Raw genomic sequence first — 15,497 nt, 5'->3', positions numbered from 1 at the left:
GATTCCAGCGCCGTAATCACCGTGCCCTGGTGGACCCTGCCCGAAAGACCTGACTGGACTCTCAGGAGCTCACAATGAAACCGACCCAGACCACCGATACCCCGCAGACCGACGAGCAGGAGAAGCTGCCGCTGGTCATCCGCGCCCTCAACGTCATCGAAGTCGTCGGCAACAAGCTGCCGAACCCCTTCTGGCTGTTCTGGATCCTCGCAGCGATCCTCGCCGTATTCAGCCTCGTCCTCTCCCTCGCCGGCGCGGGAGTCGAGGATCCCGGCACCGGGGACTGGACCCCGGTGAACAACCTCCTCAGCGGCGACGGCATCGCCATGGCCGTGAGCACCGCGCTCGACGCCTACGAGACCTTCCCACCGCTCATCACGATCATGGTCGTCATCATGGGCGTGGCCCTGGCCGAGCGCACCGGCCTGCTGTCGACGGCGATGAAGGTCTCGATCGCCCGCGTCCCGGCCGGACTCATCGTCTTCACGGTCGCGTTCATGGGCACGGTCTCCCACGTCGCCTCGGCGGCGGCCTATGTCATCCTCGTGCCGCTCGGCGGAATGGTGTTCAAGGCCGTGGGCCGCTCCCCCGTCCTCGGCGTCATCGTCGCGTACACCTCGATCGCCTCCGGCTACGATGCCAGCCCGATCCCGACGCCCAACGATGCGATCTTCGCGGGCATCACGACGGCTGCGGCGAACATCATCGACCCCGACTACATCGTCACTCCGATCGGCAACTGGTACTTCAACATCGCCAGCTCCATCCTGCTGGCCATCGTCATCACGATCGTCACCGAGCTCGTGCTCATGAAGCGCGACAACCTCAAAGCCGACGAGGATGCCGAACACGAAGACCTCGTCATCACCGACAAGGAACGCAAGGCCCTGCGCCTGGCCATGTTCGCCGTCATCGCAGCGGTCATCGCCATCGTCGTCCTCGTCGTCCCGGAGGGCGCGCCCCTGCGCGGTGACGGGCCCTTCGGGGAGTCGCCGTTCCTCACCGGAATCGCCTTCCTCATCGCCATGCTCTTCGGCATCGGCGGCATCGTGTACGGCTTCCGCGAGGGCACGATCGAGACCTGGTCGGACGTTCCGAAGCTCATGGGTCAGGGGCTCGCCTCGATCTCCGGGGTCCTCGTCCTCTTCTTCGCCATCGCCCAGTTCCTCGAGTACTTCGAGTGGACGAACATCGGCATGCTCGTCTCGGTCTCCGTGTCCGAACTCTTCACCGGCCTCGGCCTGCCGACGTGGGTGGTGTTCATCCTCGTCCTGCTCGTGCTCTCCGTCGTCAACGTGCTCATCACTTCCGGTTCGGCGATGTGGGCGATCATGGCCCCAGTCATCGTGCCGCTGCTCATGCTGCTCGAGGTGCCGCCGGAGACCTCGCAGGCGATCTTCCGCATCGCCGACTCGGGGTCGACGGCGATCACCCCGATGAGCCCGTACTTCATCCTCGCACTCGGCTTCATGCAGAAGTATCAGAAGAGCGCCGGCATCGGCACGCTCGCCTCGCACACCCTGCCCTTGGCCGTGTGCATGACGATCAGCTGGAGCCTGCTGTTCTTCCTGTGGTGGGGTCTGGGCATTCCGCTCGGTCCCGATGCGCCGGTGCGCTGAGTGCGTCGACTCCGGCATTCGCCGCAGCCGATTCCGTGCTGAGCAGGACGATGTGCGCGGACTCATCGAGTCCGAGGGCGCCCGGTCCGCCGGACGCGGTGAGCGCGGCTCTCAGCCCCGCCAACGAGGCGGCTCCACACGGGCCGACCGCCACACCGAGGTTATGGAGTTCGTCCTGGGCGGCGGCCGCCTCGGTGTCGGTGACCGTGACCGAATCGTCGAGTCCGGACTGGAGGACGGGCCAGGCCAGGGACGAGACGGTCCCGCAGTTGAGCCCGGCCATCGAGGTCGGCTGCGAGGTGTCGACGCTCACCGACCGTCCTGCCCGCATCGACGCGTTGATGCACGCAGCCGTGACCGGTTCGACGGCGATCACGCGGGCCTCCGGTCCGTGCCTGCCCTGGTGGACGACGGCGGCCTGGAGCAGGGAGCCGACCCCGCTGGGCACGAGGATGAGCGAAGCGGGTCCGCCCAGCTGCTCATCGACCTCGGCGAACAGCGTCGAATACCCGTCGACGATCCACCCGGGCACGTCCTCGTAGCCGTCCCATGCCGTGTCCTGAACGAGCAGCTCGCCGTCGCCGCAGCTCGCCGCCGCGTCCTCGACGGACCGGTCGTAGATGAGGCCGGTCTCCACGAGTTCGGCCCCTTCGCCGCGGATGGCCTCAAGCGTGCTGGCAGGCAGACCCGCGGGCACGTGGATGCGTGAGCGCAGCCCCAGGCGGGCGGCGATATGGGCGAGCGCCCGGCCGTGGTTGCCGTCGGAGGCGGTGACGAGGACGAGCTCGAGTCCCGCGGCGCGGTCACTGAGTTCGGAGAACGTCGCAGCCGGAGGCAGACCGAGGTGTGCGCTGATCACCCGATTGACTGCCCATGATGCTCCAAGTGCCTTGAATGCCGGCAGACCGAAGCGATCGGATTCGTCTTTCACCCGCACCGAGGCGGCCCCCACCTCGACGGCGAGACCGGGCAGATCGATGAGGTCGGTGACCCGATAACCGGGGATCGTGCGGTGGAATTCCTGCGGATGTGTGGATTCGCCGATCATGAGCTCAGCTCCTTCACTGCCGAAGCCAGGACCTCGACACCGGCGCGGCAGTCCTCGGGAGTCGAGTATTCGCGGGGGTTATGACTGATTCCGTGATGCTGACCGCGGACGAAAACCATGGCCGCCGGGGCGATCGCGGCCATCTCCTGCGCATCGTGACCGGCCCCGGACATCAGCCGCATCGAATCATAGCCGCGTTCCTTCGCTGCGGTCTCGAGCGTGTCCTGCACGGCTTCGCTGAAGGGCACGGCCTTGGTCCGCGCCATCTGCGCCGCCTCCACCCGCAGTCCGGGCTGGCTGTCGGGAAGACGTTCGAGGTAAGCGGCGAGGTCCGCCTCGGCGCGGGCCATGTGCTCATCGTCGGGATTGCGCAGGTCGACGGTGATCTCGGCCCGATCGGGCACGACGCTCGGCAGTCCCGGGAAGGTATCGATGCGACCGACCGTTGCACGCAGCCGTCCGTAGGCGCCGGAGTCAACCATACGTCGGACCTCGACGATGATCTGCGCGGCGGCCAGGCCGGCGTCGATGCGCAGTTCGGTCGGGGTGGTTCCAGCGTGGGCTGCACGGCCGTGAAGGGTCACCTTCTGCCAGGAGATCGACTGGACTCCGGTGACGATGCCGATCACGCGGTCCTCCTGAGCCAACACGGGCCCCTGCTCGATATGGCATTCGAGGTAGGCGTGCGGCGGGTCGATGTGCACGGGACGCTCGCCCTTGAAGCCGATGCGCCTCAGTTCGTCACCGAACCGCGCTCCGGTCTCATCGGTGAGTCCGTAGGCGTAATCGAGGCTCAGTCGCCCCGCCGCGACGGCGGATCCGAGCATATCGGTGCCGAAGCGCACTCCCTCCTCTTCGGTCCACGCGGCGACGACGATGGGGCGACGGGGCTGGAGGCCCGCCTCGGCGAAGGCGCGGATCACGGCCAGCCCGCCGAGCACACCGAGGCAGCCGTCGAAGGCGCCGGCGGTGGCCACGGTGTCGATGTGCGAACCGACGAGCACGGGCGCGAGCTCGGGGTCCAGACCTTCGCGTCGGCCGAAGATCGTACCCATCTCGTCGATCGTGACTTCAAGGCCGAGTTCCTCCATCAAGGAGATGAGCAGTTCGCGTCCTGCCCGGTCCTCATCCGTCAGCGACTGCCGGTTGACCCCCACGAGGCCGGTCGCCTCGTCGTCGTAGGAGCCGATCGCGGCGAGAGCCATGAGGTCGGCCCACAGTCGGTCACCGTCGATGTGGAGATCTGTGCTGTTCGAGCGCGTGGTCGGGGTCATTGAGCGTCCTTTCTCAAGTGTCTGATCTCGAGCCTACGAACGCTGACACATGAAATCGATAGACTGGCTTCCACCACTACTCATGAACTTCCTTCATGTTTTGAACTGCATCGTTCAAAGTTCACCTTGCACCGGAGGCACGATGTTCAGTCTCAGACGGCTCCGTCTGCTGCGAGAGGTCGCAGCCCGCGGCAGCCTGGCCGCGGCCGCGACCGCTCTGGGCCAGGACCCGTCCTCGGTCTCCCATCAGCTCAAGATCCTCGAGTCCGAGGTCGGCGCACAGCTGCTCGAACGCGTTGGTCGCGGGGTGCGCCTGACGGAGGAAGCGCAGATCCTCGTCGCCCGCACCGAGGCGGTCCTGCGTGAGCTTGAAGCCGCGGAGGCCGAGATCGCCGAGGTCCGGCACCGAGTGGGCGGCACCGTGCGCATCGCCGCCTTCCAGACGGCCTTGCACACTATCGTGCCCGGCGCGCTCGCCCGGCTGGCCCGGGACCATCCCGACCTCACGGTCATCACAACGCATATCCGCACCGAGGATGCCGTCCCCGCACTGCTCGCCCGGGACTACGATCTTGTCCTCCAGGAGGACTATCCGTCGCGTCCAGCACGCCGTGACGAGGGAGTCGAAACCGAGGTGCTCGGCGACGACGAGCTCTGCCTCATCACTCCCGCAGCCGCTGACTCCGGCTCTTCGGGCCCGCCTTCAGTCCCAAGCCTCGATGGGTGCGCCCACCATGCCTGGGCCATGGAGCCTGCCGATACACGCGCCGGGCACTGGTCGCGCTCCGAATGCCGAAGGGCAGGCTTCGAACCCGAGGTGCGCACCGAGTCCTCCGATATCCTCCTGCTCGTCCGGCTCGTCGCTCTCGGCCTCGCCTCGGCGCTGGTTCCGCGCTTGTCTCTGCAGGCGGCCGCAGCGAACGCCGGCATCGATTCCGCGACGATCTCAACGCACCGGCTGCCGGAACCTGCGAGCAGGCGGATCTCGACGGCGATCCGTCGCGGCAGCGCCCGGACTCCGCGGATCATCGCCCTGCGCGCTGCTCTCGCCGCTGAGTTCGCAACGCGCTGAGCGTGCCGATCCAGCTGAGTTTTGAAAGTTTTGTTCACGAACTGCTTTTCCTCGGATTCCGTCGTCTCGGGCGGGGCCGCCGGGGCATCACTCGCGATTCAGATCTCGCCCACGGTTGCCGCTGACGCATCGTCTGACCTGGGCCGATGATGAACGTGATGATCCGACAAGACTGCTTGGAACCGGGCCGCACGACCGCTCGCACCCGCGCCCTTGCGAGCCTCGTCGACAAAAGATGTTGACGCTCAAACTTCACCCGCGATACTGTCGGGTAACACCCCGTAGTAACTTACGTCACACGCTGATGCCCGCCGAACCTTCGGTGGTCAAGGAGGATCAATGAAGTTCCGCAATCCCAGCCTCATCCGCAGGCTCGTCTCATCCCATGCCGGTCGCATCGCCATGGTCGCAATTCCCACGGGTGTCGTCTCAGCCATGCTCATGGGCGGGGTGGCCCAGGGCGCGGTGCCGGTCTCGTTCGCCATCTCCGGCACTCAATTCAAGATCGCCTCGTCGCAGCTCGAGGGAACCGGATTCTCCCAATACAGCGGAGTCGCCAAGGACGCCGAGGGCGGCAAACACGCCATCGTCACCGCGAACATCAAGGATGCCACCCTGGAGAACCTCTGCCAGTCGGCAGTCCAGGAGACACCTCTGGGCAAGGTGGGCATCCTCATCAAGGCCGGCGGAAAGGGCACCCCCGCCTCGGCGAAGGATCTGCAGATCGGCATGACCGGACTCAAGGGCGATGCGGAATTCAAGAACATCCGCATCGGCGTCGATGCCTCCGACGTCAATACGAAGGCCAAGGGAAGCAAGGGCGACTTCGCCCAGGACTCCGACACCATCTCGATCAAGGACCTCAAGCAGGATTCCTGGTCGACCACGGCCTCGGTCTTCACCCTCAAGGACATGTCGCTGAAGCTCACCGACGGATCTGAGCAGTGCGACTGATGAGGGACTCAGCAGCCAACGGGCAGCCGACCGATGAACGGGGGGCCGCCGAACAGGAGGACACCGTGCAGAAGACGAGCCTGCTTGCGCTGTCCCGGCGGAGTCGACGCGCCAACGAACAGAGCGACCACACCGAATCCGGCGTCGAGACGGCAGAATTCGCAGTCCCGGCGCCGGAGACGGGGGATGCTGACAACAGCGAGGGAGCCGAGATGACCGAAGGCGCCGAGAAGAAGCGCCAGGGGTTCAAGCACTGGCGTCGGCAGCGGCCCTTCATCGGAGGCGTGCTTGCCGTCCTCGGCGGAATCGAGCTCTTCTTCTCCGGTCAGCTGGACCTCGGCAATATGCAGATCCAGTTCGGCATCGAGGGTCTGCAGGCGACGGTGGTTCCGATCGCCATCGTCGTCCTCGCTCTGCTGTCGATCTTCCGTCCCACGCATCATGTGTTCTACGGGATCATCGCTCTCGTCCTCGCAGTCTATTCACTCATCGGAGTGAACCTCGGCGGGTTCATCATCGGCATGCTGCTGTCCACCATCGGCGCGATCCTCATCGTCGCTTGGATGGGACCGCGCGGGCCGAAGGAGTCCGAAGCCGCTGAGGGGGAGACTGCATGAGGGCACCCAGCCGCCGCACGGCCTCAATCCTCGCGGCTGCTGTCCTGATCCTCCCGACGACTCTCGGGGCGGGTTCGGTTGCAGCCGCCCATTCGTCACCGCTGTGCTCACTCGTGGGCACCTGCGATGACGAGGATTCCGCAAAGGCCAAGGACTCCTCACCTGCGGGGAGCCTGTCGCCCGGAATGCCGGTGAAGCCCAGCGATCCACCGACATCGGATCCCTCGCTGCCCGCACCGGGCCCCACGGACGAACCGAGCGAGGAACCGACGGAGGAACCGTCCGACGAACCTACGGACCCGGGTGGTCTGGGACTCGATGAGCCCAGCGACGACCCGACCGAGGACGAGGATGAAGACTCGGAGAAAGAGGGCAACGGTGAGTTCCCGTCCGATGCACAGATGGATGAGAACGCACCGGTCTTCACGAAGACTCCGGCTGCGATGGGTTCGGAAGGACTCTCGTTCAAGGGTCTGAAGGGCATTTCGTTCGTCTCGGTGCCCACCGCTGACGGCGGGTCCATCGTGACTCTGAAGCTGCAGGCCGAAGAGATCTCGATCGAAGGATTCTCGCTGACGGTGAAGCCGCCGGACGAGGAGTATGGACTGGTGACGACGGCCGACACGATGACGCTGAAGGGCGATGTCACTGTGTACATCGGCTCGATCACCGCCACGACGAAGGACGGCAAGTCGCTCACCCTGGGACCGGAGACGCCGCCGCCCATGGACGACGTCGAGCCCGGATTGCTGCGAGTGACGATGGGGCTCGTCGGCTCCACCGCCGATGGGATCTACTACACCAACACCGATCAGAAGCTCAAGAAGGCCGAAGACTGACCCACCATCGCCGAGGTGGTTCCTCCTTCACCGTGAGGAGGAACCACCCGACGGGGCCGGGTTCAGCCCAGAAAGGCCAGGTACGAAGGCCGCGGACTCAGTCCGCGGCCTTCGTGCTTTGCTGTCTGCATTCCAGCTTGCTTTCCCGGCCTGCCCGACGCCGGCCGTCCAGGAATTCCACGAAGGCACGAGCCAATCGCCTCCCATTGTCGACGAGAGCGGAATCGTCCACCTCGACCTCGGCGATGATCGAATCCTCGGTCTTGCCGGCCGGCAGGGCCAGGTCGTTGCCGTCCAGCCAGCGCGCGATCTGCGCGGCATCGGTTTCCGGGTGGAACTGAGTGCCCCACGCGAATTCGCCGAGGCGGAAGGCCTGGACCGGGGCGTCGGAACCGGTGATCAGGAGTTCGGCTCCGGGCGGCAGCGCCATCTCCTCCTGATGGAAGAGCACGGATGGCAGCGACTCCCCTTCAGTCGACCCAGTACCGGTTGACCCGCCACCGGCCAGCACCCCGAAGACCGGATCGGATGCCCCCGCCGAGGTGACACCCAGTTCGTAGATCCCGATCTGCGGGTGCGCCCGCCGAGCGATCGGAGCATCGCCTGCGACGGCAAGCATCTCCCCGCCGAGGCAGATGTTGAGGCTCGGGAACTCCCCCGCGATCGACCGGCGAAGCAGATCCCGAACCTCGGGGAACCAGGGATTCTCATCGTCCCCGGTGGGCCCTGCGGATCCGCCGAGGACGATGAGGGCGTCGAACGAACCGAGCTCCGGGATCACCTCGCCGAGATACGGACGGGTCACGACCACCTCGGCGCCGGCGTCGATCAGCCATTCACCGAACCTCTGCGGTCCGGTGCCACGTTCGTGTTCGATGGCGAGGATGCGCACCCGGCGCTGGGAATCACTGCTCATGGCACCATTGTCACCCAACAGCAGGACTTCGGGCCCGCACCACGACGGTGACGTCGTTGAGTGCGGACCCGAGCCCCGCCTCGGCGAAGGTGTCCCGGTCAGCGCGACAGCGAAGTCGTCTCCGCGCCTTCGGTCACAGCCTTGCCGGCCACGACCTTCTTGCGCAGGGCGAGGAAGAACAGGACGAGGCTGACGGACAGGGCGATGTGACCGAGGCCGGCGATTCCGGCGATCATGGCGTTCGACTCTTCGCCGAGGACGGTGAGCGAGCCGTGCCAGACCATCATTCCGCCCGTGAGGATCACGCCGACGTTGTAGAGCCAGAAGAACCACGAGAACAGCTTCGTGCCCGAGAGTCCGAACACCTTGTCGAGGGCGAGGACGATGAGCAGGACGATGAAGCCGAGTGTGAGCAGGTGGGTGTGGACGAGGCCGAGCTGCGTGAACTCACCGGAGGGGAAATCGTTGGCCTTGGTGAACTCGCGGTAGAACAGTCCCGAGAGGACGCCGATGATCATGTACGTGAAAGCTGCATTGAATATCTTCTTCATGCTTCCACTTCATCAGCACGCGGGCGCGGTTTCCTGACCCACAGGATTGAACTGCATCCCCAACTTTCGATTGATGTTCCATCACACAGGCACCTGAAGCCCCGAAAATCGGTTCCGGAGCTCGTGATCCCGCTAGCCTGGAGGCATGGCCATGGAGAACCTGCTTGCAAAGATCGACCGCCTCGCCGGCGGCAGGAAAGCCGGAATCGTCGTGCCCTCGGACGGCCTCGCGCACCCGAAGACGAAACGCGCCTTCGCGTGGATCACCTGGCTGCTCGTGTTCGAACTCGTGCTCGGCTTCGGAGCCGTGGTCTACGCGGTGCTCATCGCCAGGGCCGGCGAACCGGTGCCGTTCGCCGTGTGGATGCGCACGATCGTCGTCCTCGGCATGACCGTGACCCTCTTCTACTTCTTCTGGCGCGCAACGAAGGGCTTCTACTGGGGATACCAGCGCCTGCGCCTGTTCACGCAGATCTTCCCCGTCATCACCCTCGTCATGGCCGCGATCCCCGGCCTCTACCCGGTCTGGATGATCACCGAGCAGATCGTGTTCAGCCTGGTCATGATCGGCGTCGGCGACTTCCTCACCGGCGACCACCTGCGCGAGGTGTTCCGCAAGCCCGAGGACTGAGCCGCCGGCTGGCTGTCTGTGCCCCAGGCGCGGCCGGCTCCGATTCAGGATCGCCGAGGCGACCGCTGCCCCAGATCTCATCCCGCAACGAGGCGGCGCGCCTCCTCCTGATGCGCAGCGATGAGCGCTTCCTTGTCGAGCGCGTGCCCATCCGCGCCGATGGCGTGGCCGTCGACGACCCGCCACTGACCGCCGACCATCACGCGATCGGCCTTCTCCGCACCGCAGAGGACGAGCGCGGGGATCGGGTCGTGCGATCCGGAGAAAGCGAGGCCGTCGAGGCGGAACATTGCGAGGTCGGCCTGCTTGCCCGCTTCGATGGTGCCGAGATCGTCGCGTCCGAGTGCCGCCGCCGATCCCTTCGTCGCCCAGTCGAGGACGCGGCCGCAGGTGACCGCCTCGGCGCCGTAGCGCAGACGTTGGATGTAGAGCGCCTGCCGGACCTCGCGGATGAGGTTCGAGGCGTCATTCGACGCGGATCCGTCGACGCCGAGTCCGACGTTGACTCCGGCGTCCTCGAGTTCGACGGCGCGGGCGATTCCCGAGGCCAGCCGCATGTTCGAGGTCGGGCAGTGGGCGACGGAGACTCCGGCGGCGCCGAGCCGGCCGATCTCCGAATCGTCGAAGTGCACACCGTGCGCCAACCAGGTCCGCTCCCCCAGCCAGCCGACGGATTCGAGGTAGTCGACGGTGCGCAGGCCGAAGGTTTCGCGGCAGAAGTCCTCTTCGTCGATGGTCTCGGCCAGGTGGGTATGGAGGCGGACATCGAGTTCCGCAGCGAGTGCGGCGGATTCGCGCATGAGCTCGGTGGTCACGGAGAACGGGGAGCACGGGGCGAAGCCGATCTGGATCTGAGCGCCGGGCCCTCGCTGGTGGTAGGTCTCGACGAGGCGGCGGGAATCGTCGAGGATGACTTCCGAGTCCTGGACCGTCTGCTGAGGGGGCAGTCCGCCGTCGTCCTCGCCCAGGGACATCGACCCGCGAGTGAGCATGGCGCGCATGCCGAGTCTCCGGACGACGTCGACCTGGATGTCGATGGCCGCGTCCATGCCGGTGGGGAACAGGTAGTGGTGGTCGGCGGCTGTCGTGCAGCCGGATTCGAGGAGCTCGGCCATCGCCACGGTCGTGGCGAGCTCGAGTGCGCGCGGGGTCAGCCTGGCCCACACCGGGTAGAGGTTCTGCAGCCACCCGAACAGCGGCAGGTCGGCGACGGGCGCCCATGCACGGGTCAGCGTCTGGTAGAAGTGATGATGCGTATTGATCAGCCCGGGAGTGATGACATGCGCCGAGGCGTCGATGACTTCGAGGGCAGCCGCGTCACCGGCGGCACCGCCGGCCCCGGATGAGGTGGGTTCGCCACCGGCGGGAACGAGTTCCACGATAGTTCCCGTGGCTGGGTCGATGACGATTCCCCGCGTCGCCCGGTTCGGATCGACGCCGACACCGAGGTGGACGGCCAGCGGATCGCGCAGCCACAGTCGCGCGGTCGATGTGTTCCCGGGAGCCGAGAAGCTCTCTGCTGACGGTGTGCCGGTTCCATTGATGTCGGTCATCGTGTCGCCTTTCACTCTTGAACCGTGCGCGTCGAGCGCGCACTATTGGTCAGTGGCGACAGAACTGGGGCTGACGCCACCAGCTCAGGTTTTCCGGCGTCTGCTGCTCCGCCGGTCGGTATCCCATCCGGGATCCCCGACTGTACCCACCTATCGGTAAAACGGTACGATGATCCAAAACCTTCGAACTGAGCGAACGTTCAGTAGATCGTCAAGGGATGAGTACACGACTGCCGTGCACTCTAGCATGTGCCGCGGGTCACTAAAATGGCTTGCGGCGAAAATGGTATTCCTTTAGAGTTTTGCGATAAGGAAATTTCCTTTCGCATAACGGAATTATGCAACCGATCTCTCGGTCGATCTGATGCCCGCTCGCACGCTACACCGACCATTGAGGTCGGACAGTCACAGTGAGGTCTTCGCCCGAGGACGCACTCAATGGAGAGATAGATGTCGGTATCCCATCAGTCACCCAGCAACGACCGCAAGTCCGCGGTCGCGAGCAAGCCGGCCCGTCCGGAGGACGAACGGCTTCCTGTCGGCAGTTCCTTCGCCTACGGTCTGCAGCACGTGCTCACCATGTACGGCGGAATCATCGCGGTTCCCCTCATCATCGGCAATGCCGCCGGTCTCGACGGCAACGGCATCAGCCTCCTCATCGCCTCCTGTCTGTTCATGGGCGGTCTGGCCACGATCCTGCAGTCGGTCGGTGTGCCGTTCTTCGGCTCGCAGCTGCCGCTGGTCCAGGGTGTCTCGTTCGCCGGCGTCGCGACGATGACGTCCATTCTGGCCGGCGGCGACGGCCTGCCTGCGGTCTTCGGGTCGGTGCTGGTCGCCTCGGTGATCGGCCTGATCGTCGCCCCGGCCTTCGCGCTCATCGTGAAGTTCTTCCCTCCGGTGGTCACCGGCACGGTCATCACCACGATCGGTCTGTCACTCATGCCCGTGGCCGCAGGTTGGGCCATGGGCGGGGATGCCGAGGCTGCCGACTACGGCAGCATGCGCAATATCCTCATCGCCGTGGTCACCTTGGCCATCGTGCTCATCCTCAGCCGGATTCCCGTCGCGGTGATCTCCCGCCTGTCGATTCTGCTGGCCATCGTCATCGGCACCATCGGCTGCCTCATCTTCGGTTGGGCCGATTTCTCCCATGTGCTCGATCGCGGTGTCTTCGCGTTCCCCGAGCCGTTCGCCTTCGGTATGCCGACATTCTCGGCCGCGGCGATCATCTCGATGTTCATCGTCATCATCGTCACCTTCGCCGAGACCACAGCGGACATCATCGCCGTCGGAGAGATCGTCGATACTAAGGTCGATTCCAAGCGCATCGCATCGGGCCTGCGCGCTGACATGCTGTCGTCGGCGGTCTCGCCGATCTTCAACTCCTTCACCCAGTCGGCATTTGCGCAGAACGTCGGCCTGGTGGCGATCACCGGCGTGAAGTCGCGCTTCGTCGTCACTGCCGGTGGTGCGATCCTCGTCGTTCTCGGGCTGCTGCCTGTGATGGGCGGGGTCGTTGCCGCGGTTCCGACTCCTGTTCTCGGCGGCGCGGGCATCGTGCTGTTCGGCACGGTCGCCGCGTCGGGCATCCGTACGCTGTCGAAAGTCGAGTACGAGGGCAACCTCAATATGATCATCGTGGCGGTCTCGCTGGCCTTCGGCATCATCCCGGTCGTCGAGCCCGACTTCTACAACGCCTTCCCGGATTGGGTCGGCATCATCCTCCACTCGGGCATCTCCTCGGCCACTCTCATGGCCGTGCTGCTCAACCTCGTCTTCAACCACATCGGAGTGAAGACGAAGGATCGCTCCGATCGGTCGGTCTTCGTGGCCGGCACCGGACGAGTCATCCGCAAGGAAGAGCTGCAGCGACTCATCGACAACGAAGCCATCCTCTATGAAGGCGATACCGTCAAGGACGGCAAGATCGTCGACTGCAACGGAGAAGAGGTTCCCGTCGTCACCGAGGAGCAGCACGAGAAGGTCGTCGACGCCGCGCAAAAGGGCGAGGTTCGCACCCAGGAAGACGTCCGCCGCCTCATCGCCGAGGACGGAATCTAAGGCCAGCTAGGCCAACTGGACCCGGATACACCGAACGGGCCCCGGTCGCCGTCTGCGAAGGCGCGCGTCTGGGGCCTCGTGCGATTTCGGGCTGCCGTCAGATCGGACCCGCCGTCAGATCGGGCCCGCTGTCAGATCGGGCCCGCTGTCAGAACGGGGGCGGATCTCCGGAGTCCCAATAGTCGTTCCACGGGGGCTCCCGGCCGACGCTCGAGACGGGCTTGGCGCCAGCGGTCGGGACACACTCGTCCCCTCGTTCACTGGAGCCTGGTTCGGAGTCCCTTGGCTCGGAGGCTACTGGTACGGAGCCCCCTGCTGCGGTATGGCCCTCTGGTTCAGGAGGGCGAAATGCATCCGTATTGTCGAGTCGTCCGGCTGGGCCCAGATTTCCGACGTCGCCAAGCTGCTCCGCGTCCACGGCATTCTGACGGTCGAGCAGATTCGGCAGTTGGTCATAGTTCTCCACCTGTCGAGCGTGCTCGGCATTGATCGGGTTGTCCGGTGGATACATTGTTGCGACGACTCCACGAGTGAAGGAGTACTCCACCGCCCCGTCCTCGGTCATTCGGACCGCGAACCTGCGGTCAGTCTTGGCCTGGTGGTCGGGTTTGCACAGCGGGTGGAGGTTCTCGAACGTCGTCTGACCGCCTCGGGCCGGATCGGCATGGTCGAAGGGGATGATGTGATCGACTTCCGAGGTCTCCGCCCGTCGGGTGCACCCCGGAGCAGTGCAGGACTGCCATCTGCCGACCAGGGGAGCACGAACTTCCGCCGGGATGTAGTAGCTGCGCGAGCGGGCATCGATCGGCGTCCCGGTGGCGGGATCGGTGAGGATCCGGTGCCAAGTGGGGCTCTCACCTGCGAGAGCCCGTGCCGCGTCGGGCGGCACCGGGGTACCGTCGGAGAACGTCCCCGGCAGCTCCGACTTTCCCACCGCGGTGAGATACGGAACCGTTACCATCATCTTCGCCTGCTCTCGCACCCACTGCCCGTGGGTGGGCATGACGAGCTTGATGGTGGTCTTCACGTCGACGCCGGTGCCGGCGGCCGCTTCCGCTTCACTCTGCGCCTCCTGCACGGCACGATCGACCGCGGCTGCCGTGATCGGAGCCGTAGGGTACGATTCGTCAGCGACCGAGGAGTCCGAGCCGTCGGCAGCTTCGAGAGCGATCTCGTTCGTGGTGGTCTCTCCGGTCGTGGTGTCGTGCGTCGTCACTGCGATGGTCATCTGCGGGGTCGCTCGAGTGGCGATGTCGAACATGAGAGCAGCGATGCTGTCCTGGTCGGCGACCTCGAGGCCGGCGGTGCTCTCTTCGGAGAGCGCCGAGATGTTGCCGTTGCGGATCGCTCGGGCGAATGCTTCGATGCGCAGGTAGAAGGCGTTAAGTTCCACGGCGGGTCCGGACAAGGTCACCGAGGCGGTGCCGTCGGGGTAGTTCATGATGTCGACCCGGCGACGCTTCTCGGCCAGTTCGGTCCGGTCGTCGACCGGGACGAGTGCCGCGATCTTGAGGTTGAGCGACTTCTTGAAGGTCTCCATAGTGATATCGGCACGGCGGTCGCCCAGGTAGGCATCGAGACGGGGCAGATATTCGAAGGCGACGTCTTTGATGGCACGGGTCGCTGCAAGTACGTGTTCGATCGTGAATTCACCGGCGAGGCAGCGCTGCAGGAACTTCGGCAGTCCGAACGCCAGTGTCACGGCGTTCGTGATCTCGTTGTAGGCACCGTTGCTCGTCGAGCCGAGGACCGTGGTCAGCTCGGCGATCTCTTCGCGCGTGGCAAGGTCGTGGACCCAGCTGTTGAAGGATTTGTGCAGTCCGAACTTGGGGAAATTCGGAAGCGGGGCTGCCGGCGGAGCCAGTGGCTGCTCGACGATGCTCTCCCCGGTTTCGCTGTCGCCGGCGGCAGTGCCGGTGGAGGAATCAGCATCATCAGACCCGTCGAGAGCGCGGTCTTCGAGAACGAAGCCGGTGGATGTCCACGGGTCCACGAAGTCGTCCTTTTCAGGCAGCAGTCCGTCACGTGCCGTGATGAAGCGGCCGGCCGTTTCGGTGAACGTTGAGTGATAGTAGATCTTGTCGCCCTCGGCGTAACGGAGCTTCTCAATGACATCGGTCAGAAACAGGCCCGCGACGGCCTGGAATTCGGCGAGGCGAACTCCCGTGCTCAAATGAGCCAGACTGACGACCACGGCCATCGGCGAATCGGGTTCGACGTCGAGACGACGGGGTGAGTCGGGGCCGATCAGAGGAACCTGAGCTGATGAAGAGAGGTCTGCCGATGTCGCGGGTGAACCGGAGACTGATTCATTCGAGGCACGCTCGAGACCGTTGTTGCCCGGATCCTGAGGATCCTTCAT

13 protein-coding genes are annotated in these 15,497 nt (G+C 65.2%); 7 read left to right on the top strand and 6 right to left on the bottom strand.

The features are described 5' to 3' along the window. The first annotated feature begins 74 nt into the window (after positions 1 to 74). Positions 75 to 1,619, top strand: a complete 1,545-nt coding sequence (locus AC3CD9_RS16475) for an AbgT family transporter (protein ID WP_488365047.1) — start codon at positions 75 to 77, stop codon at positions 1,617 to 1,619. Here the strand turns inward: AC3CD9_RS16475 and AC3CD9_RS16470 are convergent. Both AC3CD9_RS16470 and AC3CD9_RS16465 read right to left on the bottom strand, forming a co-directional pair. Beyond that, complete coding sequence (locus tag AC3CD9_RS16470; protein WP_488365046.1) at positions 1,546 to 2,667, bottom strand: diaminopropionate ammonia-lyase; 1,122 nt, start codon at positions 2,665 to 2,667, stop codon at positions 1,546 to 1,548. The two genes, AC3CD9_RS16475 and AC3CD9_RS16470, sit on opposite strands and share 74 nt — an antisense overlap. Then, entirely contained in the window at positions 2,664 to 3,941 is a 1,278-nt protein-coding gene (locus tag AC3CD9_RS16465) for a M20 family metallo-hydrolase (RefSeq protein WP_488365045.1), read from the bottom strand. Before AC3CD9_RS16465 ends, AC3CD9_RS16470 begins: the two co-directional genes overlap by 4 nt. A 142-nt stretch (positions 3,942 to 4,083) precedes the next feature. On the opposite strand from AC3CD9_RS16465, the gene AC3CD9_RS16460 reads away from it, so the two are divergent. From AC3CD9_RS16460 to AC3CD9_RS16445, 4 genes are all read left to right on the top strand, one after another. Next, positions 4,084 to 5,013, top strand: a complete 930-nt coding sequence (locus tag AC3CD9_RS16460; RefSeq protein WP_488365044.1) for a LysR substrate-binding domain-containing protein — start codon at positions 4,084 to 4,086, stop codon at positions 5,011 to 5,013. 339 nt (positions 5,014 to 5,352) lie between these two features. Then, the gene (locus AC3CD9_RS16455) at positions 5,353 to 5,967 is read left to right on the top strand and encodes a DUF6230 family protein (protein ID WP_487489555.1); all 615 of its coding nucleotides are present in this window, start codon (positions 5,353 to 5,355) and stop codon (positions 5,965 to 5,967) included. Next, positions 5,967 to 6,584 (top strand): DUF6114 domain-containing protein, encoded by a 618-nt coding sequence (locus AC3CD9_RS16450; protein ID WP_181271167.1) that lies wholly within the window; start codon positions 5,967 to 5,969, stop codon positions 6,582 to 6,584. The genes AC3CD9_RS16455 and AC3CD9_RS16450 overlap by 1 nt, the downstream gene beginning before the upstream one ends. Beyond that, complete coding sequence (locus AC3CD9_RS16445; protein WP_488365043.1) at positions 6,581 to 7,423, top strand: hypothetical protein; 843 nt, start codon at positions 6,581 to 6,583, stop codon at positions 7,421 to 7,423. Before AC3CD9_RS16450 ends, AC3CD9_RS16445 begins: the two co-directional genes overlap by 4 nt. A 97-nt stretch (positions 7,424 to 7,520) precedes the next feature. Here the strand turns inward: AC3CD9_RS16445 and AC3CD9_RS16440 are convergent, their stop codons facing one another. Together AC3CD9_RS16440 and AC3CD9_RS16435 are read right to left on the bottom strand one after the other, a co-directional pair. Beyond that, on the bottom strand, positions 7,521 to 8,339 hold the full coding sequence (locus AC3CD9_RS16440) for a type 1 glutamine amidotransferase (RefSeq protein WP_488365042.1): 819 nt from the start codon (positions 8,337 to 8,339) through the stop codon (positions 7,521 to 7,523). Between the two features lie 98 nt (positions 8,340 to 8,437). Further along, a complete protein-coding gene (locus AC3CD9_RS16435) occupies positions 8,438 to 8,890 on the bottom strand; it encodes a DUF2871 domain-containing protein (protein ID WP_488365041.1) in 453 nt (150 codons plus the stop codon). Positions 8,891 to 9,035: 145 nt separating this feature from the next. Here AC3CD9_RS16435 and AC3CD9_RS16430 point away from each other — a divergent pair, with 145 nt between their 5' ends. Next, a complete protein-coding gene (locus AC3CD9_RS16430; protein WP_139467678.1) occupies positions 9,036 to 9,521 on the top strand; it encodes a hypothetical protein in 486 nt (161 codons plus the stop codon). 77 nt (positions 9,522 to 9,598) lie between these two features. Here AC3CD9_RS16430 and AC3CD9_RS16425 read toward each other — a convergent pair whose 3' ends face one another. Beyond that, positions 9,599 to 11,074 (bottom strand): 8-oxoguanine deaminase, encoded by a 1,476-nt coding sequence (locus AC3CD9_RS16425; protein WP_488365040.1) that lies wholly within the window; start codon positions 11,072 to 11,074, stop codon positions 9,599 to 9,601. A gap of 450 nt (positions 11,075 to 11,524) precedes the next feature. Here AC3CD9_RS16425 and AC3CD9_RS16420 point away from each other — a divergent pair, with 450 nt between their 5' ends. Further along, the gene (locus tag AC3CD9_RS16420) at positions 11,525 to 13,135 is read left to right on the top strand and encodes a nucleobase:cation symporter-2 family protein (RefSeq protein ID WP_488365039.1); all 1,611 of its coding nucleotides are present in this window, start codon (positions 11,525 to 11,527) and stop codon (positions 13,133 to 13,135) included. Positions 13,136 to 13,283: 148 nt separating this feature from the next. On the opposite strand, the gene AC3CD9_RS16415 is transcribed toward AC3CD9_RS16420, so the two are convergent. After that, entirely contained in the window at positions 13,284 to 15,497 is a 2,214-nt protein-coding gene (locus tag AC3CD9_RS16415) for an HNH endonuclease signature motif containing protein (RefSeq protein ID WP_488365038.1), read from the bottom strand.

The organism is Brevibacterium sp. MGP-B1, assembly GCF_057766545.1.
This window is presented reverse-complemented; position numbering and strand designations above follow the sequence as displayed.